This is a genomic window from Verrucosispora sp. WMMD703 (assembly GCF_049178935.1).
In the GTDB taxonomy this organism is placed as follows: domain Bacteria; phylum Actinomycetota; class Actinomycetes; order Mycobacteriales; family Micromonosporaceae; genus Micromonospora; species Micromonospora sediminimaris.
The window spans coordinates 4,829,521-4,854,311 of record NZ_JBMHMM010000004.1 but is presented as its reverse complement, the minus strand read 5'-3'; the positions used below and the strand labels follow the sequence as shown (position 1 = coordinate 4,854,311).

General features: G+C 71.1%; 21 protein-coding genes. 12 read left to right on the top strand and 9 right to left on the bottom strand.

Annotated elements, in window-relative coordinates; translation table 11 throughout:
* Positions 1-54: 54 nt before the first annotated feature.
* The gene (locus ACN26Z_RS22505) at positions 55-861 is read right to left on the bottom strand and encodes a class I SAM-dependent methyltransferase (RefSeq protein ID WP_421463353.1); all 807 of its coding nucleotides are present in this window, start codon (positions 859-861) and stop codon (positions 55-57) included.
* 325 nt (positions 862-1,186) lie between these two features.
* Between ACN26Z_RS22505 and rpsA the strand changes: the two genes are divergently transcribed.
* Positions 1,187-2,680, top strand: a complete 1,494-nt coding sequence (gene rpsA, locus ACN26Z_RS22500) for a 30S ribosomal protein S1 (RefSeq protein WP_093401481.1) — start codon at positions 1,187-1,189, stop codon at positions 2,678-2,680.
* Positions 2,681-2,920: 240 nt separating this feature from the next.
* On the top strand, positions 2,921-4,102 hold the full coding sequence (gene coaE, locus ACN26Z_RS22495) for a dephospho-CoA kinase (protein ID WP_421463352.1): 1,182 nt from the start codon (positions 2,921-2,923) through the stop codon (positions 4,100-4,102).
* Positions 4,103-4,143: 41 nt separating this feature from the next.
* On the opposite strand, the gene ACN26Z_RS22490 is transcribed toward coaE, so the two are convergent.
* A complete protein-coding gene (locus ACN26Z_RS22490; RefSeq protein ID WP_421463351.1) occupies positions 4,144-5,733 on the bottom strand; it encodes a hypothetical protein in 1,590 nt (529 codons plus the stop codon).
* Between the two features lie 407 nt (positions 5,734-6,140).
* Between ACN26Z_RS22490 and uvrB the strand changes: the two genes are divergently transcribed.
* Both uvrB and ACN26Z_RS22480 read left to right on the top strand, forming a co-directional pair.
* Positions 6,141-8,249: an excinuclease ABC subunit UvrB gene (uvrB, locus tag ACN26Z_RS22485; protein WP_421463350.1), complete on the top strand. Its 2,109-nt coding sequence runs from the start codon at positions 6,141-6,143 to the stop codon at positions 8,247-8,249.
* 110 nt (positions 8,250-8,359) lie between these two features.
* Positions 8,360-9,214 carry a helix-turn-helix domain-containing protein gene (locus ACN26Z_RS22480; protein WP_282237485.1) on the top strand — a complete coding sequence of 285 codons (855 nt, stop codon included), beginning with the start codon at positions 8,360-8,362 and terminating at the stop codon, positions 9,212-9,214.
* A 172-nt stretch (positions 9,215-9,386) separates the two neighbouring features.
* Here the strand turns inward: ACN26Z_RS22480 and ACN26Z_RS22475 are convergent, their stop codons facing one another.
* The gene (locus ACN26Z_RS22475; protein ID WP_093401613.1) at positions 9,387-9,680 is read right to left on the bottom strand and encodes an antibiotic biosynthesis monooxygenase family protein; all 294 of its coding nucleotides are present in this window, start codon (positions 9,678-9,680) and stop codon (positions 9,387-9,389) included.
* 192 nt (positions 9,681-9,872) lie between these two features.
* On the opposite strand from ACN26Z_RS22475, the gene ACN26Z_RS22470 reads away from it, so the two are divergent.
* Complete coding sequence (locus tag ACN26Z_RS22470) at positions 9,873-10,871, top strand: TerC family protein (RefSeq protein WP_093401477.1); 999 nt, start codon at positions 9,873-9,875, stop codon at positions 10,869-10,871.
* Between the two features lie 55 nt (positions 10,872-10,926).
* Here ACN26Z_RS22470 and ACN26Z_RS22465 read toward each other — a convergent pair whose 3' ends face one another.
* Complete coding sequence (locus ACN26Z_RS22465; protein ID WP_421463349.1) at positions 10,927-11,094, bottom strand: hypothetical protein; 168 nt, start codon at positions 11,092-11,094, stop codon at positions 10,927-10,929.
* A 188-nt stretch (positions 11,095-11,282) separates the two neighbouring features.
* Here ACN26Z_RS22465 and ACN26Z_RS22460 point away from each other — a divergent pair, with 188 nt between their 5' ends.
* Positions 11,283-12,095 (top strand): tyrosine-protein phosphatase, encoded by an 813-nt coding sequence (locus tag ACN26Z_RS22460; protein WP_421463348.1) that lies wholly within the window; start codon positions 11,283-11,285, stop codon positions 12,093-12,095.
* Here the strand turns inward: ACN26Z_RS22460 and ACN26Z_RS22455 are convergent.
* Together ACN26Z_RS22455 and typA are read right to left on the bottom strand one after the other, a co-directional pair.
* Positions 12,049-12,951 (bottom strand): serine hydrolase, encoded by a 903-nt coding sequence (locus ACN26Z_RS22455; protein WP_421463347.1) that lies wholly within the window; start codon positions 12,949-12,951, stop codon positions 12,049-12,051. The genes ACN26Z_RS22460 and ACN26Z_RS22455 overlap by 47 nt on opposite strands.
* Before the next feature lie 8 nt (positions 12,952-12,959).
* A complete protein-coding gene (gene typA / locus ACN26Z_RS22450) occupies positions 12,960-14,828 on the bottom strand; it encodes a translational GTPase TypA (RefSeq protein ID WP_210938523.1) in 1,869 nt (622 codons plus the stop codon).
* 126 nt (positions 14,829-14,954) lie between these two features.
* Between typA and ACN26Z_RS22445 the strand changes: the two genes are divergently transcribed.
* Together ACN26Z_RS22445 and ACN26Z_RS22440 are read left to right on the top strand one after the other, a co-directional pair.
* Positions 14,955-16,307, top strand: coding sequence for a DedA family protein (locus tag ACN26Z_RS22445; RefSeq protein WP_282237489.1), 1,353 nt, complete (start codon positions 14,955-14,957; stop codon positions 16,305-16,307).
* A 97-nt stretch (positions 16,308-16,404) separates the two neighbouring features.
* Positions 16,405-17,310, top strand: a complete 906-nt coding sequence (locus ACN26Z_RS22440) for a transglycosylase SLT domain-containing protein (RefSeq protein ID WP_421463346.1) — start codon at positions 16,405-16,407, stop codon at positions 17,308-17,310.
* Here the strand turns inward: ACN26Z_RS22440 and ACN26Z_RS22435 are convergent.
* Positions 17,256-19,385 carry an MMPL family transporter gene (locus ACN26Z_RS22435; RefSeq protein ID WP_421463345.1) on the bottom strand — a complete coding sequence of 710 codons (2,130 nt, stop codon included), beginning with the start codon at positions 19,383-19,385 and terminating at the stop codon, positions 17,256-17,258. The two genes, ACN26Z_RS22440 and ACN26Z_RS22435, sit on opposite strands and share 55 nt — an antisense overlap.
* A gap of 169 nt (positions 19,386-19,554) precedes the next feature.
* Here ACN26Z_RS22435 and ACN26Z_RS22430 point away from each other — a divergent pair, with 169 nt between their 5' ends.
* The 3 genes from ACN26Z_RS22430 to ACN26Z_RS22420 all read left to right on the top strand — a co-directional run bounded on the left by ACN26Z_RS22430 (position 19,555) and on the right by ACN26Z_RS22420 (position 22,810).
* On the top strand, positions 19,555-20,070 hold the full coding sequence (locus ACN26Z_RS22430; RefSeq protein ID WP_282240757.1) for a MarR family winged helix-turn-helix transcriptional regulator: 516 nt from the start codon (positions 19,555-19,557) through the stop codon (positions 20,068-20,070).
* 3 nt (positions 20,071-20,073) lie between these two features.
* Positions 20,074-21,750, top strand: a complete 1,677-nt coding sequence (locus tag ACN26Z_RS22425) for a CocE/NonD family hydrolase (protein WP_421463344.1) — start codon at positions 20,074-20,076, stop codon at positions 21,748-21,750.
* 163 nt (positions 21,751-21,913) lie between these two features.
* Positions 21,914-22,810, top strand: coding sequence for a hypothetical protein (locus ACN26Z_RS22420; RefSeq protein ID WP_282237492.1), 897 nt, complete (start codon positions 21,914-21,916; stop codon positions 22,808-22,810).
* A gap of 77 nt (positions 22,811-22,887) precedes the next feature.
* On the opposite strand, the gene ACN26Z_RS22415 is transcribed toward ACN26Z_RS22420, so the two are convergent.
* A complete protein-coding gene (locus tag ACN26Z_RS22415) occupies positions 22,888-23,091 on the bottom strand; it encodes a cold-shock protein (protein WP_093401468.1) in 204 nt (67 codons plus the stop codon).
* 236 nt (positions 23,092-23,327) lie between these two features.
* Between ACN26Z_RS22415 and ACN26Z_RS22410 the strand changes: the two genes are divergently transcribed.
* Complete coding sequence (locus ACN26Z_RS22410; protein WP_421463343.1) at positions 23,328-23,936, top strand: DedA family protein; 609 nt, start codon at positions 23,328-23,330, stop codon at positions 23,934-23,936.
* Positions 23,937-24,131: 195 nt separating this feature from the next.
* Here ACN26Z_RS22410 and ACN26Z_RS22405 read toward each other — a convergent pair whose 3' ends face one another.
* Positions 24,132-24,785 carry an MBL fold metallo-hydrolase gene (locus ACN26Z_RS22405; protein ID WP_421463342.1) on the bottom strand — a complete coding sequence of 218 codons (654 nt, stop codon included), beginning with the start codon at positions 24,783-24,785 and terminating at the stop codon, positions 24,132-24,134.
* Between the last annotated feature and the right edge of the window lie 6 nt (positions 24,786-24,791).

Here is a 24,791-nt window from a genome sequence, read left to right as displayed (position 1 = left end):
AACGCCACCCGGGGACGACGGCGTCGCACTGACCGTCCGGCACGGCGTCGTTCCTCAGCGGGCCGGTTTCTCGGTGACGAAGATGGCGGTGCCGGGAAACAGTCGGCCGCGCATCGGGCTCCACTGCCCCCAGATCCCCTCGTGTCCCTCCGGCCACTCCGGTTCCACCAGGTCCAGCAGCCGGAACCCGGCACCTACCAGCTCGCGTACCCGGTCGCCGAGGGTGCGGTGCTGCTCGACGTAGCTGGCCCGGCCGTGTTCGTCCAGTTCCACGTACGGCCGGGTGTCGAAGTACGAGTGCACGGCGGTCAACCCGCCCTCCCCGGGATCGTCCAGGAAGATCCAGCGCATCGGGTGGGTGACCGAGAAGACCCACCGGCCGCCGGGACGCAGCACCCGGTGCACCTGGCGCATCAGTGCCGCCGAGTCCTCGACGAACGGGACCGCGCCGAACGCCGTGCAGGCGATGTCGAAGGTCTGGTCGGCGAAGGGCAACGCCAGCGCGTCGGCCTGCGCCAGTGGCACGCGTACCCCGCTGCGGGCGTTGGCCTGTGTCGCGTGCCGCAACATGCCGGCGGACAGGTCCACCGCGACCGGCCGGGCCCCCTGGGCGGCCAGCCAGCGGGAGCAGGAGGCGGCACCGCAGCCGACCTCCAGCACCTGCCGCCCGGTCACCTCGCCGAGCAGCCCGGCGTCGGCCTCGCGCAGCCCCTCCGGGCACCAGACGAAGTCCACGTCGCCCAGGAAGCTGCCGTGTTCGGCCTGGTACGCGTCGGCGTCGGCGTCCCACCAGCGCCGGTTGGCGGTGCGTGCCTCGGCATCACCGACCCGACGCCGGGTCACCCGGTCCTCGTCGTCCACCAGGCCACGCTAGGCCCTCACCGCGGTGGGGCCGGCGGCGGCCCGTCGCGCCCGCGGCATCTCTGGTCGAAATCTCCGCTTTCGCTGCTGGTGCGCCGATGAGTAGACGGGAGGGCTTGCACGCTGTGGTAATGCAGCAGGTAGGGTAGACGATGCGCTCGCGGATCGTGTGCCTCGGCAGGGAGCAGGTGCGCGGTCGACGGAGTCACATCAAGATCTCGTTCAGCGATATCCAGGTGGGCCCGCCGACGGATCCGTTGGCGCGCACAGGTCACCGCGACACCAGCCTGCTGTGACACACCATCCGACCGGAGCAACCGCCCACATGACGAGCAGCATCGAGGCCCCCTCGAGCGCCACCAAGGTCACCGTCGACGATCTCGGCTCTGAGGAGGCTTTCCTCGCCGCGATCGACGAGACCATCAAGTACTTCAACGACGGCGACATTGTCGAAGGCACCGTCGTCAAGGTCGATCGGGACGAGGTCCTGCTCGACATCGGCTACAAGACCGAGGGTGTCATTCCCTCTCGGGAGTTGTCGATCAAGCACGACGTGGACCCGGCAGAGGTCGTCTCGGTGGGCGACCACATCGAGGCCCTTGTCCTTCAGAAGGAGGACAAGGAGGGCCGGCTGATCCTCTCCAAGAAGCGGGCGCAGTACGAGCGGGCCTGGGGCACGATCGAGAAGATCAAGGACGAGGACGGCGTCGTCCGCGGTTCCGTCATCGAGGTGGTCAAGGGTGGCCTCATCCTCGACATCGGGCTGCGTGGCTTCCTGCCGGCCTCCCTGGTCGAGATGCGCCGGGTGCGCGACCTGCAGCCGTACGTCGGCCGCGAGCTCGAAGCCAAGATCATCGAGCTGGACAAGAACCGCAACAACGTGGTGCTGTCCCGCCGGGCCTGGCTGGAGCAGACGCAGTCCGAGGTGCGTACCGAGTTCCTCAACAAGCTCCAGAAGGGGCAGGTCCGCAAGGGCGTCGTCTCCTCGATCGTCAACTTCGGCGCCTTTGTCGACCTGGGCGGCGTGGACGGCCTGGTGCACGTCTCCGAGCTGTCCTGGAAGCACATCGACCACCCGTCCGAGGTCGTCGAGGTGGGCCAGGAGGTCGAGGTCGAGGTTCTGGACGTCGACCTGGACCGCGAGCGGGTCTCGCTGTCGCTGAAGGCGACCCAGGAAGACCCGTGGCGTCAGTTCGCCCGCACCCACGCGATCCAGCAGATCGTGCCGGGTAAGGTCACCAAGCTGGTGCCGTTCGGCGCCTTCGTCCGGGTGGACGACGGCATCGAGGGTCTGGTCCACATCTCCGAGCTGGCTGAGCGGCACGTGGAGATCCCCGAGCAGGTCGTTCAGGTCGGCTCCGAGGTCATGGTCAAGGTCATCGACATCGACCTGGAGCGTCGCCGGATCTCGCTCTCGCTCAAGCAGGCCAACGAGGGCTTCGTCGAGGGCGAGGAGCACTTCGACCCGACCCTCTACGGCATGGCCGCGACGTACGACACCGAGGGCAACTACATCTACCCGGAGGGCTTCGACCCGGAGACGGGCGAGTGGCTCGAGGGGTACGACAAGCAGCGCGAGACCTGGGAGAACCAGTACGCCGAGGCGCGGCAGCGCTGGGAGGCGCACCAGAAGCAGGTGCAGACCTCCCGGGCCGCCGAGGCCGAGGCCGCTGCCAACCCGCAGCCCGCCCCCACGGGCGGCGGCACCACCACCTCGACCAGCGCGGCCCCGAGCCGGCAGGCCGAGGAGCCGGCGGGCACGCTGGCCACCGACGAGGCGCTCGCCGCACTGCGGGAGAAGCTCGCCGGCGGCAAGTGAATCTGCGGCACGTCCAGTCGCGGGGTGTCTGACGCCGCGCCGCGACCTGGATCTGTCGGTTGACAACGGAGGGCCCCGCCCCGACCCGGAACACCCGGGTCGGGGCGGGGCCCTCCTCATCCCCGTTGATCATGAAGTTGACGGCAGTAGTCGATCAACAAGTGTCGCCAACCTCATGATCAACGCTGGGGCGGGCGGGGTGGGGTTGGCGGGGGTGGGGTGATCGGGTTGACTGGTGCCGTGCTGAGGGTGGGGTTGACCGGCGGGATCGGTTCGGGCAAGAGCGCGGTGGCGGCACGACTTGTCGAGCGGGGTGCCGTGCTCATCGACGCCGATCAGCTCGCCCGGGAGGTCGTCGCACCCGGTACCGAGGGGCTCGCCGAGGTGGTCGCCACCTTCTCCGACCGGGTGTTGGACGCCGACGGGGCGCTGGACCGGGCTGCCCTGGGTGACCTGGTCTTCGCCGACGAACAGGCCCGGCGCAGGCTGGAGGCGATCATCCATGGCCGGGTCCGGGCCCGTACCGTCGAACTGACCGCCGCCGCCTCGCCGGACGCCGTGGTGGTCAACGATGTCCCGTTGCTGGCCGAGGTGGGACTGGCGCCCGCGTACCACCTGGTGGTCGTGGTGCAGACCGGGGTCCACATCCGGCTGGCGCGGCTGGCGCGCGACCGGGGGATGAGCCGGGCAGAGGCGCAGCGTCGGATCGCCGCCCAGGCCGACGACGCCCGCCGCGCGGCGGTGGCGGACGTGCTGCTGACCAACGAGGGCACCCTCGACGAACTGCACGAGTCGGTCGACGCGCTCTGGCGCGACCGGCTGGTGCCCTTCGAGACCAACGTCCGTCATCGGCGGGCGGTGCGACTTCACCAGGTCAGGCTGGCCGATCCCGACCCGACCTGGCCGAGACAGTACGCCCGGCTGGCGGACCGGATCCGGCACGCCATCGCCCCGGCCGACCTGCGGATCGATCACATCGGTTCGACCGCCGTCGCCGGCCTGGCCGCCAAGGACGTCATCGACATTCAGCTAAGCGTGCCGTCCCTCGCCGAGGCCGACGGTGTGTTGGCCGAGCGGCTGGCCGAAGCCGGTTTCCCGCGGTTGCCGGGCGAGTGGTGGGACAGTCCCCGACCGGCCGGTAGCGGCCAGTGGGCGAAGCGGCTGCACGGCAGCGCGGACCCGGCCCGCCCCGTCCACCTGCACGTGCGGGTGACCGGTTCGCCGGGCTGGCGGTACGCCCTGCTGATGCGCGATCACCTACGGGCCGATCCCGACCAGCGGGCCGCGTACCTGGTGCTCAAGCGGGAACTGGCCGCGTCCGCGCCGGACAGCGGCGCGTACGCCACGGCGAAGGACCCGTGGTTCGACGAGGAGCACCTCCGGGCGGAGGAGTGGGCCGCCCGCACCGGTTGGCGTCCCTGACGGTTCGTCGGGGTCGCATGGGAGGGCGTCCGATGGCCCGGTCAACGCTGCCGCGGCGACGTCAGCCGTGGCACCCGGCCCGGGGCCAGGTCGAGCTGCGCCCAGGCACCCGCCCGCGTCGGCAGTTCCAGCCGGCGCAGCATCCCGGACCGGTCGACCCAGTAGCGCAGCGGCCCGCGGGCCGTGTCGACCTGCACCACGTCGACAGTGGTGCCGGCGAGGGTGTCGCCGCGTAGCCGTCGCGCGCTGCCCTGGACGCCGGTGCGCTGTGCGGCCTGGAGCGCGGCAGCCACCAGCGGGTCGAGAGCCTGCGTGCGGTGCGGTCCCGCCCGCCAGCCGGCGGCCGGCGGCGGCAGCGGCGGACGCGCCGAGTCGCCGGTGCCGTCGATCCGGGTGACCTTGCGGCCGTGGTGGCGGACCAGGGTGCGTCGACCGTCCGCGTCGAGGTCGGTGACGCCGAGGTAGGCGCTGCCCGACTTCCAGCTCAGCCAACCGCTGCCACGTAGGTTGGTGGCGGTGGAGACGGGCATGGTCAGGGTGGCCGTTGCCCCGCCGGCGGTGCGCAGGCGGGCCGGCAGCCGGCGCCAGCGGTCCCGCTCGGTGGCGGTCAGGGCGCGGGGCAGGCCGGGTCGGCCGCCGAGCGCCTCGACCGGTCGCAACGTCGGTCGGTCCGCCCGGTTCAGGACCACCGTGACGGGTCCGATTCCGGCGAGGTCGGCCTGTACCCGGTGCAGCCGGCCGGCCCGGTCCAGCCAGTAGCGGACCGGGGCGCCGGCGTCGGCCGGGGCAGCGGGTTCGCGGCTCGGCGACGCACCGGAGCCCGGCGTCGACACCTCCAGCACGTCGACCGGCTCACCGTTGAGGTGTTCCCGGTCCAGCCAGCGGCCGACCCAGCCGTCCACCTCGTCGGGCCGGTCGGCGGCGAGCGCGAAGATCATCCCGAGTAGCGGATCGAGCCCCCGGTCCGCGGGTAGCCGCCAACCGTCGGCCGGTGGCACCAGCGGCGGCATGGCCGGCGTCGGTACCGCCGTCGGGTCGGGTCTGATCACCAGCACGGTGGGAGTGGCCTGGGCCAGTCCGCGCGACGGGCCTGCGCCGGGGCCACCCACGTCGAGATAGGCCAGCCCCCGGGACCAGTCGACCCAGCCGAGCAGGTCGGTGCGGGCGGCACCAGCACCGGCGGTGACGTGCAACCCGGCGCGCAACTCGCGATAGTTGGTCACCCGCATGACGGCCAGGCGCTCCCGTTCGGCCGTGGTCAGGTCCCGTGGCGGCGGCCCGTCCGGCGTCCAGTTGACCAACGTGGTCACCAGCATCACGGCGGAGAGCACCGCGGTGAGGGTCAACCCGGCGAGGGTGAGACGACGTCGGCGGTTGGCCGCGCGCCGTGGGCCGTCGGCCCCGGTGGCCGCCCCGGCCAGGTCCTCCTCGTCGGCGCGGTTGCCGGCGGCCAGGTCGAGCAGCCCGCCGGAGACCACTGCCCGGCGGATGCCCGGCCGTGACTGCGGTGTCCGGCCGGCCGTCTCGGTGCTGCCCAGGTGGAGGACCGCGGGTGGCACGATGCCGGCGCGGTGGCGGCGGTTGGGCGCGCGGCGGCGGCGGTCGGACGGCGGTCGTGAGTTGTTCTCCACGGGAGGATGAACGGCCCGGAGCATGCCGGGGTGACGAGCAGGGGCGCTCGCGGCGGCCGGTCAGCGCGATCCGCGCGACCACGTCCGGTGCGCACGCCAGGCATGCCGGGTGCTGCGACCCTCGGTGCCGGGGGCGGCGTGGCCTGTGCGGCCCGCCACCGGCCCGGTCGGCCGCCGCGAGCGGCCTACAGGAAAAGCGTAGCCGGGTGAGAAGAACCACACAATGCGAATATCGAAGCCGATCAGGTGCCGCACGTAGTCGTCCGAAAGGTGGGCGGGTCCGCCGACGCGGTCCGCCGGCCGCGCCGAGCCGAACAGCGCCCCACCGGTGTCGACCTGGCGGTCCGCCGGGTCGCCGGGGGCCGGAAGGGGCCTGGCTGTCATAGCCCCGGCGTACCGTTGACGTCATGGCGCTCGACATACCCCGGCTCGACGGCCGTTTCCAGGTCATAAGTGATTTTCAGCCGGCCGGTGACCAGCCGGCGGCGATCGACGACCTGGAGCGGCGGGTGCGTCGCGGCGACCGGCACACGGTTCTGCTGGGCGCGACCGGCACCGGCAAGAGCGCCACGACGGCCTGGCTGATCGAGCGGCTGCAACGCCCCACGCTGGTGCTGGCACCCAACAAGACGCTTTGCGCCCAGCTGGCGAAGGAGTTCAGCGAGCTGCTGCCGGACAACGCGGTGGAGTATTTCGTCTCCTACTACGACTACTACCAGCCCGAGGCGTACATCCCGCAGACCGACACGTACATCGAGAAGGACTCCTCGATCAACGAGGAGGTCGAACGGCTGCGGCACTCCGCGACGATGTCGCTGCTCACCCGCCGCGACGTGGTGGTGGTCGCGACCGTCTCGGCGATCTACGGGTTGGGCACCCCGGAGGAATACCTCGACCGCGCGGTACGGGTGGCCGTCGGCCAGGAACTCGACCGGGACCAACTGTTGCGCCGTCTGGTCGACATCCAGTACACCCGCAACGACATGGCCTTCCAGCGGGGCACCTTCCGGGTCCGCGGCGACACCCTGGAGATCATTCCGGCGTACGAGGAACTCGCCGTGCGCATCGAGCTCTTCGGTGACGAGGTGGAGAAGCTCTACTACCTCAACCCGTTGACCGGTGACGTGGTGCGTGAGGTGGACCATCTGCTGATCTTCCCGGCGACGCACTACGCGGCCGGCCCGGAGCGGATGGAACGGGCGGTCCGCGACATCGAGGCGGAGTTGGGCGAGCGGCTGGCCGAGCTGGAACGGCAGGGCAAGCTGCTGGAGGCGCAGCGGCTGCGGATGCGCACCACCTACGACATCGAGATGATGCGGCAGGTGGGCTTCTGCTCGGGCATCGAGAACTATTCGATGCACATCGACGGCCGGCTGCCCGGCAGCCCGCCGCACTGCCTGCTGGACTACTTCCCCGACGACTTCCTCACCGTGGTCGACGAGTCGCACGTGACGATTCCCCAGATCGGCGGCATGTACGAAGGGGACGCCTCGCGCAAGCGGATGCTTATCGATCACGGGTTCCGGCTGCCCAGCGCCGCCGACAACCGGCCGCTGCGGTTCGACGAGTTCCTGGAGCGGGTCGGCCAGATGGTCTTCCTGTCGGCGACCCCCGGCCCGTGGGAGCTGGAGCACGCCCAGGGCGAGTTCGTGGAGCAGGTGATCCGCCCAACGGGTCTGGTCGACCCGGAGGTGGTCGTCAAGCCGACCCGCGGGCAGATCGACGACCTGATGCACGAGATCAAGTTGCGGACCGAGCGCAACGAACGGGTGCTGGTCACCACGCTGACCAAGAAGATGGCCGAGGATCTGTCCGACTATCTGCTGGAGAACGGCATCCGGGTGCGCTACCTGCACTCCGAGGTCGACACCCTGCGCCGGGTGGAGCTGCTGCGCGAGTTGCGTCGGGGCGACTACGACGTGCTGGTCGGCATCAACCTGCTGCGCGAGGGCCTCGACCTGCCCGAGGTGTCGCTGGTGGCGATCCTGGACGCGGACAAGGAAGGCTTCCTGCGCAGCGGCCGGTCGTTGATCCAGACCATCGGCCGGGCGGCCCGTAACGTCTCCGGCCAGGTGCACATGTACGCCGACAAGATCACCCCGTCGATGGCCGACGCGATCGAGGAGACGAACCGGCGGCGGGCCAAGCAGATCGCCCACAACGAGGCGCACGGCGTCAGCCCGGAGCCGCTGCGCAAGAAGATCCACGACATTCTCGACGACATCTACCGTGAGGCGGAGGACACCGAGGCGACCCGGGTCGGCGGTGCGGTGCGGCAGCTGTCGCGCGGCAAGGCGCCGGTCAAGGAGACCCGCAGCCGAGCTCGGGGCGGCACCGCCACCCCGGTCCGCGAGGGCATGGCACGGGCCGAGCTGGCGCAGCTCATCCAGGAGCTCAACGACCAGATGCTGGCCGCCGCGCGGGACTTGCAGTTCGAGTTGGCCGCCCGGATCCGCGACGAGGTCGCCGACCTCAAGAAGGAGTTGCGGGGGATGGACGCCGCCGGCGTGCGGTAGGCGCCGCCAGCCGGGCAATCCACATCCTACGGTGGGGCAATAGCGGAATGCGAGCGTCCTATTGCGCTAAGTGATCGCCCTGCGTACTCTCCCTCGGTGGGGAGGCAGGGATGCCGTTGCCAACAAGTCCGGTCATTCGACGTGCGCGACTGGGCGCCGAGTTGCGTCAGCTACGCCGACGGGAGGCGCTGACGCTGGAACAGGTGTGTGAGCGACTCGGTTGGGCGTCCACCTCCAAGCTGTCCCGCATCGAGCTGGGGCAGAGCCGGCCCGACCTGGCCGACGTGCTCGACCTGCTCGACGTCTATGAGGTGCCGTCGTTGCAGCGCGACGCCCTGATCGTGATCGCCCGGGACGCGGCGACCAGCCGGGGCTGGTGGAAGTCCCTGGGGGAGATGAGCGAGCGGCAGCGCACGTACGCCGAGCTCGAGGCCGGGGCGGCGGGCATCGTGGAGTACCAGCCGGTGATCGTGCCCGGGCTGCTGCAGACCCCGGCGTACGCCCGGCTGCGCATCGTCGCCGGTCAGCTCATCGACCCCACGGTGGACGTGGAGGCCGACCTGCGGGCCCGGGCCGCCCGGCAGGCGGTGCTGCGTCGTGTAGAACCGCCCCGCTACACGGCGCTGGTCACCGAGGTGGCCTGCGAGCCGGGCGACGACCCGGTGGAGGTGTGGCGCGAGCAGGTGGGGCACCTGCTCGAACTGGCCGCCCTGCCGCACGTGACGATCCGGCTGCTGCAGGTCGGCGCGGGCCGGCGCCCGCTGCCGCTGACCCCGTTCTCCTGCTACTCATTCCCAGACCCGGCGGACCCGCGCACGGTGATGCTGGAGGCGTTGACCACCGATGTGCGGCTGACCACCGCGACCGACGTCGACCGGTACGAACGGATGACCGACTGTCTGCTGGAGACGGCGTTGCCGGAGGAGGAGACGGTGCGGCTGCTGTCCCGCCGGCTCGACGGATGACGAACTGCACCTGCCACCCATCAAAGGGGGCGGCAGGTGCACACGCGGTCGTGGCGTCGGGACCGGACCCGGCGCCCCCGAAGCCGTCGGGGCCGGTGCCGACGCGAGACGCACGATAGGTGGACGGTGTGACACTTTCTCGGTTCGGTGCGTGGTGATGATCCGGTGTCGGTCACGCGGGTACGTCGACGAAGTGTTCGACTCGCGGTGGCGCGGCGAAGTGCGGACCGATCAACTCCCGCCAACCGGCGAAACGCTCCGTCGCCCGGAAGTTCTGCTCGTGCGCCTCGACCGTGTCCCACTCGACCAGCAGCACGAAACGGGAGGGTGACTCCAGGCCCCGGGTCATGCGTACCGAGCGGCAGCCGGGCGTGCCGGCGAGCAACGGGCGCCCCTGGGCGTACGCGGCGGCGAACGCCTCCTCGTGACCGGGAATGACATCGATGAGCGCAACCTCAAGGACCATGCCGGCAGCCTGCCACATCGCTGCCGGCACCATGCCGGCTGGCCGGCATCTCCGTCACCGTCTCCTGCCCGGGGCCATCACCCACCCCGGTAACCCATCCTCCTAGGATGCCCAAAGGGGGTGGGGCACCCACCTCACCCGACAGGGCGTACCGTGTGCCGGTTGCTGGGTGGCGACCGGAGGAATGAGACTGTGAACGTGTCCGGACTGGTGTGGGCGGCGACGCTCGCAGCCCTGACCACGGTCCTCGTGGTGGACCTGCTCATCATCGGGCGCCGGCCGCACGAGCCGAGCGTGCGGGAGTCGAGCCTCTGGGTCGCCTTCTACGTCGGTCTGGCCCTGCTGTTCGGTGGCGGACTGTGGCTCACCGCCGGGGCGAGCGTGGCGGGGCAGTTCTACACCGGCTGGCTGACCGAGTACAGCCTCTCGGTGGACAACCTCTTCGTCTTTGTGATCATCATGGCCCGCTTCGGGGTGCCCCGGCAGTACCAGCAGAAGGTGCTGCTCGTCGGCATCGTCCTCGCGCTCGTCATGCGGGGTGGTTTCATCGCCGCGGGGGCGGCATTGATCTCGCAGTTCACCTGGGTGTTCTACGTCTTCGGGGCGTTCCTGATCTACACCGCGATCAACCTGGCCCGGCAGGGCGAGTCGAGCGAGGAGGAGTTCACCGAGAACGTCCTCATCCGCTGGAGCCGGCGGGCGCTGCCCATCTCCCGGGGCTACGAAGGCGCCCGGCTGACGGTACGGGAGAACGGCCGGCGGATGTTCACGCCGATGCTCATTGTCATGATCGCCATCGGCACCACCGACCTGATCTTCGCGCTCGACTCGATTCCAGCGATCTTCGGGATCACCCAGGAGCCGTACCTCGTCTTCACCGCCAACGTGTTCGCACTGATGGGGCTGCGGCAGCTCTACTTCCTGCTCGGTGGGCTGCTCAACCGATTGATCTATCTGAGCCACGGGCTCGCGGTGGTGCTCGGCTTCATCGGGGTGAAGCTGATCCTGGAGGCGCTGGCGGAGAACAATCTCCCGTTCGTCAACGGTGGCGAACACGTCGGCTGGGCACCACACATCCCGATCTGGCTGTCCCTGCTGATCATCCTCGGCACCCTGGCGGTGGCCACGGCGGCGAGCCTGATCAGGTCCTCGCGGGACCGGCGACGCGAGTTGGCCGAGTCCCGCCGCTGAGCCGGCTTCGAGCCGCACCCGGGCAGGGTGGCGTCCGAGGGCTGCGTCATTAGGACTACCGGGCGGCGGCGAGGCCGGCGACCCACGCCCCGACGTCGGCGGGTGAGCCGAGCGCCGGGGCGTCCACCGGCCGGACCGCGCCGGGGCGACTCCACCGGGCAGCGACGGCGACTCGGCTCACCGCCTCGGTGCCCGACTGCACGACCACCCCGGTCGGTCGCACCCCCGTTGCTCGGACCATAGGGCGGACCACCACGACCATCAATTCGTCAGTCTGGATTCTTACGGCGACCGTCCCGGCACCGCCGGGCCACGGACCGGTGCCGGCGGGCTGTAGCCACTCCGCGATCGGGCGACGGGTGCCTGTCGCGACGATCATCGGGTACGGCACCCTGTACGCGAGGGGGCGACATGATTGGTGAGCGAGCGACGGCATCGGGCTGGACACTCGTCGGTGCACCCAATGCACGGGACCTCGGTGGACTGATCGGTGCCGAAGGCCGGCGGGTACGACCCGGACGGCTGATCCGAACGCCCGCGCTCGGCCGGCTGACCGACGAGGACCTGCCGGTGCTGGCGAAGCTCGGACCGGCCTGCGTGGTGGACCTCCGAGCCGAGTCCGAGGTGTCGGTGGCGCCACCGGACCGGCTGACCGGCGAGCCGACCGTGGTGCACCTGCCGGTGCACGACCCGGCGCATCCGGTCTTCACGTACGTCTCGGCCGTGCTGCTCGGCCACGACCTGAGCGAGTACGCGGAGCTGGCGCGGCAGGGGACACCGGCGGCGATGGCAGCGATCTACCGCTGGTTCGTCACCGGCGCCGCGGCCCGGGAGGGCTTCGCCGCGGCGGTCCAGCTGGCGGCCGACGAACGCAACGTTCCACTGGTGTACCACTGCTCGGCGGGCAAGGACCGCACCGGTTGGCTGACCGTGGTGCTGCTGCACGCCCTCGGGGTGGACGAGGCCGCGATCCGAGCCGACTACCTGGCCCACAACCCGTTGACGGAGAGCCTGCGCGAGGTGCTCGTCGATGCGATGCGCCAGCGTCACCCGGGGCTGGACGAGACGGCGGTCCGGCCGGTGCTGGAGGTCCGCCCGGAATACCTCGACGCCGCGTACGAGCAGGTGCGGCAGGTACACGGGTCGTTCGGGGCGTACCTGCGCGACGGCCTGGGGATCACCGAGGAGACGGTGGCGGCGTTGCGGGCGAACCTGCTGGAGTGAGCGCGGTGAGGTTGTGACGGGCCTGCCACACCTCGCGGGAGATGTCGGCCACCAACTGGTTGGCGTCGACGTCGGCCTGAGCGTTGGTCTGGTCGTCGTCGACGGTGGTGCAGACGACGAGCAGGTAGGGCGCGGCGTCGTCGGGGTAGACCACCGCCGCGCCGTGCCGTACGCCGCGTACCCAGCCGTTCTTGTGGGCGAGCCGGATGCCGGGCGGCAGACCTTCGGCGACATCCTGACGGATCTGCTGGGCGCAGAGCACGTCCAGCATGGCGGCGCAGCCGGCGGGTGAGGCGATCGGGCCGGGGCGGTTGGCGCCGGTGGCGACGGCACCGAGCAGCGCGGCCAGGTCGGCGGCGGTGACCAGGTTGGTGATCTGGGCATCGCGGGCGGCGAAGTCCTCGATGCCCCGCCCGGTGACGCTGTGCCGGGCACCGGCCAGTCGCCAGACCTCGGCCACCGCAGGCAGCCCGACGTGTTCGATGACCAGGTTGGTGGCGAGGTTGCTGGAGCGGACGATCATCCGCTCGGCGAGCCAGCGCAGCGACGCCCGTCCGTCCAGCCGGTCCCACACGGCCTCGTCGTTGTCGTACGCCCGCCGGCAGGAGTACGGCGGGGCATCCGGCCGGGCGGAGGTGAACCGGTTGACGACCTCGATCGGGGCGTCCGGGTCGAGGTGGCCGACCTCGGCAGCGCGGTGCAGCGCGGCGAGCACGGCCAATTTCATCGTGCTCGCCGCGTAGTGGGTGGCCTCGGCGTGCCGGGTCCAGGTGGGTGGGGCACCGAGGGGCCCCACGTACACCGAGATCGTGCCGGGCTCCCGGTCCAGCCGCGCGTGGAGGTCGCCTGCGGCCATCGCGCGTCTCAGCCGGCGTGCTTGCGGCGGGCGGCGGTGCGGGCCCGCTGGGTCTGGTCGAGCACGACCTTGCGGATGCGGACGGCGGCCGGGGTCACCTCGACGCACTCGTCCTCGCGGCAGAACTCCAGTGCCTGCTCCAGCGAGAGCTTGCGCGGCGGGATCAGCTTCTCGGTCTCCTCCGAGGTGGAGGAGCGCATGTTGGTGAGCTTCTTCTCCTTGGTGATGTTGACGTCCATGTCGTCGGAGCGGGAGTTCTCCCCGACGATCATGCCCTCGTACACCTCGGTGCCGGGCTCGACGAAGAGCGTGCCGCGCTCCTGGAGGTTCATCATGGCGAACGCGGTGGCGGCGCCGGAGCGGTCGGCGACCAGTGAGCCGTTGTTGCGGGTCCGCAGCTCGCCGAACCACGGCTCGTACGACTCGAAGACGTGGTGCAGGATGCCGGTGCCCCGGGTCTCGGTGAGGAACTCGGTACGGAAGCCGATCAGACCGCGGGCCGGTACCAGCCACTCCATCCGGATCCAGCCGGTGCCGTGGTTGACCAGCTGCTCCATCCGGCCCTTGCGGGTGGCCAGCAGCTGGGTGATCGCGCCGAGGTACTCGTCGGGCGCGTCGATGGTGAGCCGTTCCACGGGTTCGCAGGTGCGCCCGTCGATCTCCCGGGTGACCACCTGGGGCTTGCCCACGGTCAGCTCGTAGGACTCGCGGCGCATCTGCTCCACCAGGATGGCCAGGGCCAGCTCGCCCCGGCCCTGCACCTCCCAGGCGTCCGGTCGCTCGGTGGGCAGCACCCGCAGCGACACGTTGCCGACGAGTTCCTTGTCCAGGCGGTCCTTGACCATCCGGGCGGTCACCTTGGCGCCCTTGACCCGGCCGACCAGTGGCGAGTTGTTGGTGCCGATGGTCATGGAGATCGCCGGCTCGTCGACGGTGATCAGCGGCAGCGGGACCGGGTTCTCGGCGTCGGCGAGGGTCTCACCGATCATGATCTCGGGGATGCCGGCGACCGCGATGATGTCGCCCGGGCCGGCGCTGTCGGCGGGCTTGCGCTCCAGGCCCTCGGTCATCAGCAGCTCGGAGATGCGGACCCGCTGGGTGCTGCCGTCGGTGCGGCACCAGGCCACCGACTGGCCCTTGGCGATGGTGCCCTGCCGCACCCGGCACAGCGCGAGGCGGCCGAGGAACGGCGAGGCGTCCAGGTTGGTGACGTGCGCCTGCAGCGGGGCGCTCTCGTCGTACGCGGGCGGTGGGATGGTGTCGAGCAGCGTGCGGAACAGCGGCTCCAGGCTGTGGCTGTCGTCCGGCACCGAACCGTCGGCGGGCTGGGTCAGCGAGGCGATGCCGTCGCGGGCGCAGGCGTAGACGATCGGGAAGTCGATCTGCTCCTCGTCGGCGTCGAGGTCGAGGAAGAGTTCGTAGGTGTCGTCGACGACTTCCTTGATCCGGGCGTCCGGGCGGTCCACCTTGTTGATCACGAGGATGATCGGCATCCGGGCCTTGAGGGCCTTGCGGAGCACGAACCGGGTCTGCGGCAGCGGCCCTTCGCTGGCGTCGACCAGGAGCACCACCCCGTCGACCATGGTCAGGCCACGCTCCACCTCGCCGCCGAAGTCGGCGTGCCCGGGGGTGTCGATGATGTTGATGGTGACCGGGTCCGAGCCGTCGGCGGGCAGGTAGCGCACGCCGGTGTTCTTGGCCAGGATGGTGATGCCCTTCTCCCGTTCCAGGTCCATCGAGTCCATCACCCGCTCGGTCACCTCGCCCCGGGCGCCGTAGGCGCCGGCCTGCCGCAGCATGGCGTCGACCAGGGTGGTCTTGCCGTGGTCGACGTGGGCGATGATGGCGACGTTGCGGAGGTCCGTGCGAAGCTGCATGAGCTCCATCCTCCCGCCTGCGCGGTAGCCGCGTGGCGTCGGGGTCACCGGAGAGTGGGGCGGCGCGGTGACGGAGGGCACTGTCACACTTGCAGGGCAGTTCTGCCGAGGTGATCCGGGGGCGCCGTGCACGATCTGCTCAGTTCGGTGCAGAGCCTGCCGCCGTCGCTGATCTACGTGGTGGCGGCGCTTATCGTGGCCGCCGAGACGGCACTGATCATCGGGTTGGTCGCGCCCGGGGAGGCGACCCTGCTGCTGGTGGGCTTCCTCACGTACACCGGCACGTTGCGGTTCGGACCGGCGTTGCTGGTGATGATCGCCGCCGCCGCGTTGGGGGACGCGTTGGCGTTCCGCGCCGGCCGGCGTTACGGGCCCCGGCTGCGGGCCAGCAGGTGGGGTGCCCGGGTGGGGCCGGAGCGGTGGGCCCGCGCCGACGCGATGCTCGACCGGATGGGTGGGCGAGGTGTGCTGACCGCCCGTTGGGTGGCGTTCGCCCGCACGCTGGTGCCCCGGCTGGCCGGTGCGGCGGGGATGCCGTACCGCCGGTTCGCGCCGTGGAACCTCGCCGGGGTGAGCAGCTGGGTGGGTGCCTCGGTGCTCGTCGGGCATCTGGCCGGGGAGTCGTACGAGACGGTCTCCCGGCTGCTGGGTCGGGCCACCGGAGCGGTGCTGGTGCTGGTGGCGGCGCTGGTCGCGGTGGTGCTGGCCGGTCGCTGGCTGGGCCGAAACCCCGATCCGGCCCGGGCGTTGCTGACCCGGGCGGCCCGGCTGCCGCCGCTGCGGTGGCTGTCGGCCCGCTACGGGCTGCTGTTCTTCCTGCTGAGCCTGCGCCTCGGGCCGGCCTGGGCGTTGCTGGCGAACCTGGCCGTCGGGGTGGTGCTGCTGTTCGTGGTCGCGTTGATGATCGCCTGGGTCCTGCGGGTGGTGGTTCGGCAGAGTGGGTTGGCTCTGGTCGACGGGGCGATCGCGAGCTGGTTCGCGGCGCGGCGTACGCCCGATGCGGTGGAGGCGACCCAGGCGGCGGTGTCGCTGCTGCGTGGCTCGTCGCTGATCGTGATGGTGGCGGTGGTCGCCCTGATTCAGGCGTGGCGGCAACGACCCTGGCGGGCGGACCTGCTCAGTGTGGTCGGTACCGTCGGCGCATTCGTGCCGCTGGTGGTGTTGGCGGCCGTGGCGGATTTGGCCGCCGGTGGGCGGGTGGTGCTGTTCTCCACCCAGAACGTCGTGGTGACGGCGAGCCTGTGCACCCTGGCGTGGCTGTTGTCGCGGGGTGCCCGGTGGCCGGTGGCGGTGGCCGCGTGGACCGTGGCGGCGGCCGGTGTGGTCGCCATCGGCGGCGCCCGGCTGTATCTGGGGTTGAGCACGGCCAGCGGTACGGTCGGCGCGGTGCTGCTCGGTGCCGCCTGGACGGCGGTGTTCATGGTCGCCTGGGCCACCCGGGACCGTGCGGTGACGGGCGGTAGGTCCGCCGTCGGGTGAGGCCGGTGCCGTGATCCAGGCGGCGGTCGCGGGGCCACGCGCGACGGGCAGTAGCTGTTAGTGTGCGGCGGGTTCGTCACGGCCGGAGGAGGTCGACATGGGACACAACGTCGCACGGTGGGGTGTCGCGGTGGTCGCCGCGATGCTGCTGCTGGCTGGCGGTGGGTGTGCCAAGGTGGACAGCCCTACGGCGGAGGTGCCGGCCCCGGTCGCGCTCCCGGAGGAGTTGCCGGACGCCTCGGGCGAGGCCACCGGATTGACGGCACCGGGGGACGCGACGGCGACACCGTCGGCGGTGGAGGCGATGGGCGCCGCGCCGAAGGCCACGCCCAGCGCCAGCGCGTCACCGTCGGCGGCGGAGAAGCGGAGCCCGAAGCCGAAGCGCACCACGGCCACCGCCCCCCGGGCGGTGCCGAAACCGCCGACGGAGACAGAGGTGCCGCCGGATCCGCCGAAGCCGCCCTCAAGCGAATGCAAGCCCAGCTACAAGGGCGATCAGGCCAGCCGTGCGCAGGTCAAGGCGGCGTTGACCGACGCGGCCGGGCGCACCTACTGGCCGACGTCGGCGCCGGACATCCGCGTCCCGCTGAATCTGATCAAAGCGACGGCGTGGCAGGAGAGTGGTTGGCAGTCCAACATCGTGGCCTGCGACGGGGGCATCGGCCTGATGCAGGTGATGCCGGACACCGCGACCTGGATGAACCAGCGTTTCGGGCAGAGCTACGACGTCTGGGACTACCAGGACAACGCCTACCTTGGCGGCACCTACCTGGCCTGGCTGACCAAATACATCGGCGACATGTACTTCGACGCCGACTACCGGCTCGACGCCGACCTGTGCACCTCCGAGCTGAACTCGTGCCTGTTGAACGCGATCATCGCGGCCTACAACTACGGGCACGGGGCGGTGGCCCGGGAGGGGGAGCCGCTGACCATCCCGAACCCGAGCTACGTGCGCAACGTCCGGGCGCTGATGTCGGAGTGCGTCTGCCTCGGTTTCTGATCGGCGCTGACCCGGCCGGGCCACCAGAACCGTTCCCCGAGCAGGAACGCCAGGGCTGGGACGACCACCGTGCGGACCAGCAGGGTGTCCAGCAGCACGCCGAGGCAGACGATGATCCCGATCTGGGTCAGGGTGATCAGCGGTAGCACGCCGAGGACGGCGAAGACGGCGGCCAGCAGGATCCCGGCGCTGGTGATCACGCCGCCGGTCACGCGCAGCGCGGAGAGCATGCCCTCGCGGGTGCCGGCGGTGCGGGCGTCCTCGCGGGCGCGGGTGACCAGGAAGATGTTGTAGTCCACGCCGAGCGCCACCAGGAAGACGAACGCCAGCAGCGGCACGGTGGTGTCCAGGGCGGGGAAACCGAGCACGTGGTCGAAGAGCAGCCAGGCGCCGCCGAGGCTGGCGAAGTAGGACGCGACAACGGTGACCACGAGCAGCACCGGGGCGAGCAGGCCGCGTAGCAGCAGGACCAGCACGGCACCGACCAGGAGCAGGATCAGCGGCAGGATGACGCGTAGGTCCTCCGCGTCGGCCGCCGACGCGTCGTACGTGCCGGCCACGGTGCCGCCGACGATGGCGCCGGCCGGGGTGTCGCCGCCTGCCGGGGCGGGCGGCGCGGAGTCGGGTACGGCGGCGACCGCGTCCCGCAGGGCCTCCAGCGTTCGGTCGGAGGCGGTGGTGCCGGGCTCGGCCTCGAGGACCACGTCGACCTGAGCGACGGTGGGGCCGGCGGTGCCGGGACGGGCGGAGGCGACCCCGGGCACCTCGGCGGCGGCCGCGGTTACCGCCGGTACGGTGTCGGGTCGGGTCATCACCGCGACCGGCTGGGTGGTGCCGGCGGGGAAGGCGCGGGCGAGGGTCTCTGCTCCGGCGACCGCTTCGGGCTGTACCCGGAACTGCTCGGTCTCCGACAGCCCGGTCCGCAGGCCGAGGCCGCCCAGGGCAAGCCCGGCCAGCAGCAGCGTGGCCAGGACCGCGACGGGCACCGGTCGGCGGATCACGGCGGCGCCGAGCCGGCCCCAGACCCGGCCCTCCCGACCTTCGCTGCCGACGTGCGGTACGAACGGCCAGAACAGGCGCCGCCCGAGCAGCACCAGCGCGGCCGGCAGCACGAGCAGAGCCGACGCCATGGCCAGGAGGATGCCGGTGGCGCAGGCGACGGCGAGGGCCCGGTTGAGTTCCCGCTCGCTGAGCAGCAGGGTGAGCACCCCGAGCATGACGGTGCTGCCGCTGGCGAGGATCGGTTCGGCGGTGCGGCGCAACGCGGCGCGCATGGCGGCGAAGCGGTCCGCCTCGCGGCGCAGTTCCTCCCGGTAGCGGGCGATCAACAGCAGGGCGTAGTTGGTGGCGGCGCCGAAGACGAGGACGCTGGCGATGCCGGAGACGGCACCGCCGGCGAAATTGATGCCGACGGCGGGGATCACCGTGTCGAGGGCCCGCAGGGCGACCTGTTCGGTTGCGGCCACGACGGCCAGGGGCGCCATCCACAGCAGCGGGCTGCGGTAGGTGACGAGCAGCAGCAGCGCGACCACGGCGGCGGTGACGGCGAGCAGGGTGGTGTCGGCGCCCTCGAAGACCTTGGTGAGGTCGGCGGTGAAGGCCGGGGGGCCGGTCACCTCGACTGTCAGTTCGGCCGGCAGCGCCGTCAGCGCCTCGCGGACCTCGGCGACGGTGGCGGCCACCGCTTCCTGACCACCCTCGGTGCTCAACGGCACGGCGACCAGGGCGACGGTGCCGTCGGGGGACAGTTGCGGCGGCGCGACCTGACCGCCGACGGTGAACCCGCCGAGGGCGCCGGTGCCGGTGGTGACGGCGGTGCGGTCGGCGTCGGTCAACGGCGCGCGGTCGTCCCGGGTGACCACGACGATGGCCGGCTGGACGTCGCTGGCCGGCAGTTCGTCCTGCAACCGCTCGACCTGGGTGGATTGCCAGCGGTCGGACAGGCCGGTGGCGGAGACGGGTGCCGGGTTGTCGGGGGTCGGCAACCAGAAGACGGCCGCGCCCACGGCGAGCGCCGCGAGGATGGTGAACCAGGCGTTCAGGCGACCGCCCGCCACGCGGGTGAACACGGACATCAGGACCCCCAGGCAAAAGTATCTAGACAGCCGAGATTTTCGCCTATCAAGAGAGACGCTGCAACAGCTCAGTGGTAGAGAATCTCGGCAAACGAGACGAGGCTCTCTCTCGGTTATGCTGCGAACCCGGGACGTCGGGAGGAAGCGGCGGGACGTGGCAGCTCACGGTATGTACCGCAGGCGCGACACGCGCCGGGACGTGTTGATCGCCGAGATCACGGCCGAGCTGCGCCGCTACGGCGTGGACGCGCAGCACGTCGGGCACGCCTTCGCCGGCCAGCACGGCCTCAACGCCACCGACCTGCAGGCGCTGATCGCCGTGATGGACGCCGAGCTGGTCGGCGACCCGATCACGCCGGGTCGGCTCGGCGAGCACCTAGGGCTCTCCTCCGGCTCGGTCACCGCGCTGATCGACCGGCTGGAACGGGGCGGGCATCTGCGCCGGGACCGGGACACCACGGACCGACGCAAGGTCCTGCTGCGCTACGCCGAACGCGGCGCCGAGCTGGCGATGGGCTTCTTCCGGCCGCTGGGCGAGCGCACCGACCGGGTGATGGCCGGATTCCGTGACGACGAACTGGAGGTGGTGTACCGGTTCATGACGGCGATGGGAGCCTCGCTGCGGGAGCACCGGGACGAGGTCCGTGCCGCCCGGACCGAGCCGCACCGCCGCCGGTCGGAGTGAGTCGTGCTTGATCGTCTGGCGGCCGGGCTCGCCGCTGCCGCCCTGCGACTGCCACCGGCGCGGACCCGACGGGTCACCGTCACCCGGGACATCGCGCTGCGGGTACGCGACGGGGTGATTCTGCGCACCGACCACTACGCTCCCGACCTGCCCGCCGCGCCCACCGTGCTGATCCGCACCCCGTACGGTCGGGCCGGACCGATGCGGCTGCTCTGCCGACTCGCCGCCGAGCAGGGATTCCACGTGGTCATCCAGTCCTGCCGGGGCACGGGCGGCTCCGGCGGCGAGTTCGAGCCGTTCGTGCACGAGCGCGACGACGGCCTGGACACGCTCGACTGGCTGCGTCGGCAGCCGTGGTGGATCGGCGCGTTCGGCATGTTCGGCGCCAGCTATCAGGGATTCGTGCAGTGGGCGCTCGCGGCGGACGCGGGCCCGCAGCTGCGCGCGATGGTCGCGGTCGCGACCGCCTCCACCACCCGTGACTCCACGTACGCGGGCGAGTCGTTCGCCCTGGACACGGTGCTGACCTGGGCCGAGCTGCTCCAGGCGCAGACCGTGCCGTGGCTGGCCCGCCAGTGGGAACTCAAGCGCGGCCAGCCGAAGCTGACCGCCGCCCTGTCCCACCTTCCGTTGATCGAGGCGGACCGGGTCGCCACCGGGGTGACCGTGCCGTTCTTCCAGGAGTGGCTGCGGCATCACACCCCACAGGCCGACTACTGGCGCAGTCGGGTTTTCGACGACCGACTGCACCTGGTCAGCTCCCCGGTGGCGATGGTCAGCGGCTGGCACGACATCTTCCTGCCGGCCCAACTGCGCGACTACACGGCGTTGCGGGCCACCGGTGCCCGTCCACGCCTGGTGGTCGGGCCCTGGACGCACGGCAGCCCCGGGTTGTTCATCGCCGCCCTGCGTGAGGGGCTGAGCTGGCTCGGCACCCACCTGTCCGACGATCGGGCCGGCGAGGTCGCCGATCCGACCGACGCTCCGGTGCGGGTGCACGTCGGTGGTGCCGGCGGGGGCTGGCGTGACCTGCCCGACTGGCCGCCACCCGCCGACGTCGTGCGGTGGCACCTGCATCCGGGGGCGACCCTGAGCCCGTCGGACCCGGTGCCGTCACCGCCGGACGGGTTCTGGTACGACCCGGCCGACCCGACACCGTCGCTGGGTGGTCCACTGCTGGTGGCCCAGCGGGCCGGACCGTTCGACAACCGCCCGGTCGAGGCCCGGCCCGACGTGTTGACCTGGACCAGCGAGCCGTTGGCCGCCGGGATCGAGGTGGTCGGGCCGGTGCGCGCCGAGATCCACCTGCGCAGCGAGCTGACCCACCTGGACGTCTTCGTGCGACTGTGCGACGTGGATGGTCGGGGACGTTCGTGGAACATCTGCGACGGTCTGGTCCGGCTCGACCCGCAGCGGTTCCCCGCCGACGACACCGGCGCCGTCGTGGTGCCGGTCGAGATGTGGCCCACCGCCCACCGCTTCGCCCCGGGGCACCGACTGCGGCTGCAGGTCTCCGGTGGGGCCCACCCCCGCTACGCGCGTAACCCCGGCACCGGCGAACCGCTCGGTGCAGCTGTCACACTCCGTGGTGGATTCCGGGAGATCCTGCACGACCCGGATCATCCGTCCGCAGTGGTCCTACCGGTCGTCCACTCTGCCTCTCAGCCTTCTCCAAGCTGAATCAAAGCGCCTCTGAGCTGGGCATTCTCTAACAACCCGAGCTATCGTGGTGATACGCCCGGCGCCGTGCACCCGATTGGCCGGGCCCGCCGGTGAGCCCCTCCACCGCGTACGCGGTGTCACCGTCGCGCCTGGTCCCCAACGAGTATGCGAAGGGGGAGCCATGACGCGGGCCCCGGCAAATCTGCTCGCCGTTCGTAGTCTGCTGCTTGAGCATCTCAACCGTGACCCCAACCGCAGCCGCGACGCCGACCTCGAACCCAACGAGGTCGGCATCGTCGGCGACGCCAACCACCGAGGGGGCTACCACTGCGGGTCGGACCGGGTCGTCACCAACGACTACTCGGTGGTCGAGTCGCCCCGCGACCGCAACGGCCTGACGCTCGACGCCGCCGCCCTGGATGTCGGAACGTTCCAGCTCAGTTCCAACGGCCGTACCCACAACCTGTTCACGTTCTCGGCCTGGTGCGTGGCGCAGTGCGTCGCCAACGCCCCGGACACCCGCGACATCCGCGAGATCATCTACTCGCCCGACGGCAAGGTGGTCCGGCGCTGGGACCGGCTCGGTCGCCGCAGCACCGGCGACCGGTCCCACCTGTGGCACACCCATTTCAGTTTCTTCCGGGACTCGATCAAAGCGAACCGCGACCAGCGGCCGCTGTTCCGCCGCTACCTGACCGCCATCGGACTGCTGAACTCCGAGGAGGGGGAGAACGACATGACACCCGAGGAACACAACTGGCTCAAGACCGTCCACCGCAACCTCACCGTCCTGGACGGACGCAACCCGGTCGGGCAGACCTACACCCGGATGGCGATGGGCGAGGATCACAAAGATCCCGACTTCCGGGTCTCCCACCCGACACTGCGCACCATCGGCGCGCAACTCACCGCACTACAGAACACGGTGGACTCGCTGATGAACCGGGACTTCACCGACGAGCAGGCGATCGTCACCGGAGTGCTGGCGGGTCTCACTCCGCAGGAGATAGCGGCGGCGATCCCGCCCACCGTGGCGCAACAGGTCGTCAGCGAGTTGAGCCGCCGACTGGCGGCCTGAGGCGACGCTCCGACGGGTGGCGGCCAGTACCGGCCGCCACCCGCCGCCGTGCGATCAGCCCCGCCGGACCGTACGAGTCAGAGCGGACGGACGTTGTCCGCCTGCGGGCCCTTCTGCCCCTGGGTCACGTCGAACTCGACCTTCTGGCCCTCGGTCAGTTCGCGGTAACCGCCGGACTGGATGGCCGAGTAGTGGACGAAGACGTCGGGCCCTCCGCCGTCCTGCTCGATGAAGCCGAAGCCCTTTTCGGAGTTGAACCACTTCACGGTGCCGGTTGCCATGCGTACTCTCTCCCTGTTCCATGCGGGCGACCGCTGGCTTGCGCGCCGGTGATCGCCCAATACCTTCCCGACAGTAACCGGTGAATAGCGGATTTGCCGGGCGAAGCGCCTCAGGCGTTGCGGCGGATGGCTCCGAGGCGGCGGGCGCGATCAGGGATCACCCTCAGGGGCGCCACCCGGAGGATGGGGAGGAAACCCGATGTCCACGGTGGCGAGCAGGTCTTAGCGTACGAGGCATGGTGGACCAGTTGGCCCAGGTCGGAGAGCTTCCCGTGGTGGTGCTGATGGCGGTGCTCGGGGTGGTCATGCTCTTCGACGCGGTGCCGCTGTTCGGCGTCCTCGTGCCCGGTGACGTGGCGGTGCTCGCCGCAGTGGCGGTCGGCAGCCCCGCCACCGGGTTGGCGACCTTCGTCGCCGTGGTCACCGGCTGTCTCACCGGTTGGTCGTTGAGCTTCCTCGTCGGCCGGCGGTGGGGCGACCGGCTGCGGCGCAGCCGCTTCGGCGGTTGGGTCGGCGAGGCGCGGTGGGCGGCAGCGGAGACCATCCTGCGCCGCGACGGCGGCCGGCTGGTGCTGATCGCGCCCTTCCTGCCGGTGTTCAACGCCCTGCTGCCCCTGGCCGCAGGCGGGCTGCACATGTCGTACCGACGATTTCTCGGGTTCGCGGCGCTCGGCGCGGCCGGATGGGCCGGTCTCTACCTGGTGGTGGGTACGGCGTCGCGGACACTGGCCGGGCTCCTGCCCGCCGGAGCGAGTCCGCTACTGGTGACCATGCTGGGCGGACTGCTGCTGGCGGCCCTGGTGCTGCTCGGCACCCGCCGGCGGTTGCGCGCGGCCACCCGCTGAACCGGCCGGTCCGGGAACTCGACGGCAGCCTCGGCTCTGGTCGAACCCGGGGTGGCTGTCGCACCCGTCGGGCAGGATCAGCAGCGTCCAGCCGCACCTGCGTGAGGCCCCTTCGCCGGCCTGCGGTACCGCTTCGAGGATTACGACGACGACCAGATCCGACGGCTGCGCATCGCTCCCTGAGCAGCGCGGCTGTCACCAGCCTCGGGCGCGCCACTCGGCCAGGTGGGGGCGTTCCGCGCCGAGCGTCGAGTCCCGACCGTGCCCGGGGTAGAACCAGGTCTCGTCGGGCAGCCGGCCGAACAGCTTGTGCTCGACATCGTCGATCAGCGCGGCGAACCGCTGCGGATCCCGGTCGGTATTTCCCACCCCGCCGGGGAAGAGACTGTCGCCGGTGAAGAGGTGCGGCACGCCACCGGGGTCGCGGTAGAGCAGCGCCACCGAACCCGGGGTGTGCCCCCGCAGGTGGATGACCTCCAGGGCGCAGTCGCCGACCGGCACGACGTCGCCCTCGGCGAGGGTCTGCGCCTCGATCGGCAGCCCGTCGGCGTCGTCGGCGTGCACCAGCGCACGGGCGCCGGTCTTGGCCACCACCTCTTCCAGACCCACCCAGTGGTCCATGTGCTGATGGGTGGTCACCACCGCGGTGAGCCCCGCGTCGCCGATCAGCTCCAGCAGGCGGGGCGCCTCGTTCGCGGCGTCGATCAGCACCTGCTCACCGGTACCGCCGCAGCGCAGCAGGTACGCGTTGTTGTCCATCGGGCCGACCGACACCTTGGTGATGGTCAGCCGGTCGAGTTCGCGTACCGCCGGCGGGCCGCCGGGGGTGACTTCTCCGCTGTAGGTCATGGCTCC

Bases quoted from the DNA above. Each gene is read 5' to 3' on its own strand.
- uvrB (WP_421463350.1), top strand. From the start codon at position 6,141: ATGGCGCTCGACATACCCCGGCTCGACGGCCGTTTCCAGGTCATAAGT.
- ACN26Z_RS22420 (WP_282237492.1), top strand. From the start codon at position 21,914: ATGACGCGGGCCCCGGCAAATCTGCTCGCCGTTCGTAGTCTGCTGCTT.
- ACN26Z_RS22435 (WP_421463345.1), bottom strand. From the start codon at position 19,385: ATGTCCGTGTTCACCCGCGTGGCGGGCGGTCGCCTGAACGCCTGGTTC.
- ACN26Z_RS22430 (WP_282240757.1), top strand. From the start codon at position 19,555: ATGTACCGCAGGCGCGACACGCGCCGGGACGTGTTGATCGCCGAGATC.
- ACN26Z_RS22460 (WP_421463348.1), top strand. From the start codon at position 11,283: ATGATTGGTGAGCGAGCGACGGCATCGGGCTGGACACTCGTCGGTGCA.
- ACN26Z_RS22475 (WP_093401613.1), bottom strand. From the start codon at position 9,680: ATGGTCCTTGAGGTTGCGCTCATCGATGTCATTCCCGGTCACGAGGAG.
- ACN26Z_RS22480 (WP_282237485.1), top strand. From the start codon at position 8,360: ATGCCGTTGCCAACAAGTCCGGTCATTCGACGTGCGCGACTGGGCGCC.
- ACN26Z_RS22415 (WP_093401468.1), bottom strand. From the start codon at position 23,091: ATGGCAACCGGCACCGTGAAGTGGTTCAACTCCGAAAAGGGCTTCGGC.
- ACN26Z_RS22410 (WP_421463343.1), top strand. From the start codon at position 23,328: ATGGTGGACCAGTTGGCCCAGGTCGGAGAGCTTCCCGTGGTGGTGCTG.
- rpsA (WP_093401481.1), top strand. From the start codon at position 1,187: ATGACGAGCAGCATCGAGGCCCCCTCGAGCGCCACCAAGGTCACCGTC.
- ACN26Z_RS22405 (WP_421463342.1), bottom strand. From the start codon at position 24,785: ATGACCTACAGCGGAGAAGTCACCCCCGGCGGCCCGCCGGCGGTACGC.
- typA (WP_210938523.1), bottom strand. From the start codon at position 14,828: ATGCAGCTTCGCACGGACCTCCGCAACGTCGCCATCATCGCCCACGTC.
- ACN26Z_RS22455 (WP_421463347.1), bottom strand. From the start codon at position 12,951: ATGGCCGCAGGCGACCTCCACGCGCGGCTGGACCGGGAGCCCGGCACG.
- ACN26Z_RS22440 (WP_421463346.1), top strand. From the start codon at position 16,405: ATGGGACACAACGTCGCACGGTGGGGTGTCGCGGTGGTCGCCGCGATG.